1 protein-coding gene is annotated in these 1531 nt (G+C 68.8%); it reads left to right on the top strand.

The window, feature by feature from the left end; all coding sequences use genetic code 11:
* Nucleotides 1-254 precede the first annotated feature (254 nt).
* Complete coding sequence (locus AB0I53_RS49550) at nt 255-1493, top strand: IS110 family transposase (RefSeq protein ID WP_358618198.1); 1239 nt, start codon at nt 255-257, stop codon at nt 1491-1493.
* The last annotated feature ends 38 nt before the right edge of the window (nt 1494-1531 follow it).

The following is a 1531-nucleotide window of genomic DNA, read 5'->3' as shown; positions in this document are numbered from 1 at the left end:
GGTCACTAGTGCACCCTCTTTCGTGCAGGCGCCTGGATGGCGTTTGTGGTAAGTACTAGGCGGAAGCCGGGGTGACGGCCCGGAGTGGTCGCCCCTTGTGGGCCTCGATGACACTGCCGCCCCCGGCTTCCCCGGAACCGCTGATCGATGACAGAGGGATGCGCCGTAGAGCGCCGGTTAGTGACCACTCGACTGTCGGTTCCTTCGCTTCCGCTTGGTGCCTGCCCGCTGCTACGAGCAGGAAGGCGACTAGGTTGTCGCTGGAAGATGGGCCGTTGTTCTTCGTCGGGATCGACTGGGCCGCCACCGAGCACGCCGTGTGCGTTCTTGAGCGGACCGGCCGCAAAGTTGCCGCGTTCACCATCGAGCACACCGCTGCCGGGTTCGCCCGACTGGCCGCTCGGCTGGACAAGCTCGGCGATACCGAGCTGACGGCGGTGGCGATCGAGCGTCCGGACGGACGTCTGGTGGACGCCCTGCTGGAGGCCGGGCACCCGGTGATGCCGGTCAAGCCGAACGCGATCAAGACCTGGCGTGAGGCCGAGGTACTTTCCGGCGCCAAGTCCGACCCCGGCGACGCGCACGTGATCGCCGACTACCTGCGGGTGCGCATCCACCGACTCCGCCCCGCGGTCCCGTATTCGGGATCTACCAAGGCATTGCGGACAGTGACGCGGACCCGGGGCGACCTTGTGGACGCCCGGGTGGCCGCGGTCAACCAGCTCGCCGCGCTGCTGGACGCGCACTGGCCCGGAGCCAAGGTGATCTTCGCGAGCCTGTTCTCGGCGATCGCGCTGGCGTTCCTGACGAAGTACCCGACCGCCGCGTCGGCGGCCTCGCTGACCGAGAAACGACTGGCCGCGTTCTGCGCCAAGCAGGGCTACTCCGGCAAGAAGCCCGCCGCCGTCTTGCTGGCCAGGCTGCGCTCGGCGCCGGCGGGCACGACCGATCCCGACCTGTCCGGGGGTGTGCGCGTGGCAGTGCTGGCCCAGATTGGCGTGATCACCGCGCTCAACACCGCAATCAAGGACCTCGACCGCGCCATCGCCGAGAAGATGGACGCCCACCCCGACGGCGAGATCTTTCGGTCCTTCCCCCGTGCCGGCACCGTCAACGCCGCCCAGATCCTGGCCGAATGGGGCGACGCCCGCGAGGCGTTCGGCCACCCCGACGCCATCGCCGCGCTGGCCGGGATCACCCCGGTCACCAAGGCATCCGGCAAACAACGCGGCGTGTCGTTCCGCTGGGCCTGCAACAAACGCCTGCGCCAGGCCATCACGACCTTCGCCGCCAACAGCCGCCATGCCAGCCCCTGGGCCGCCGACATCTACAACCGGGCACGAGCCTCCGGAAAAGACCACCCCCACGCCACCCGCATCCTCGCCCGAGCTTGGGTCCGCGTCATGTGGCGCTGCTGGCAGAACAGCACACCCTACGACCCCGCCCTGCACGGCGGCGCCCGACCGGACGCCGAACAACAGGTCGCGGCCTGATCTTGATCTAGAGGTTGACACAGGGGGTGTCATCGGTC

The organism is Saccharopolyspora sp. NPDC050389 (assembly GCF_040655595.1).
Lineage (GTDB): Bacteria > Actinomycetota > Actinomycetes > Mycobacteriales > Pseudonocardiaceae > Saccharopolyspora.
This window is presented reverse-complemented; position numbering and strand designations above follow the sequence as displayed.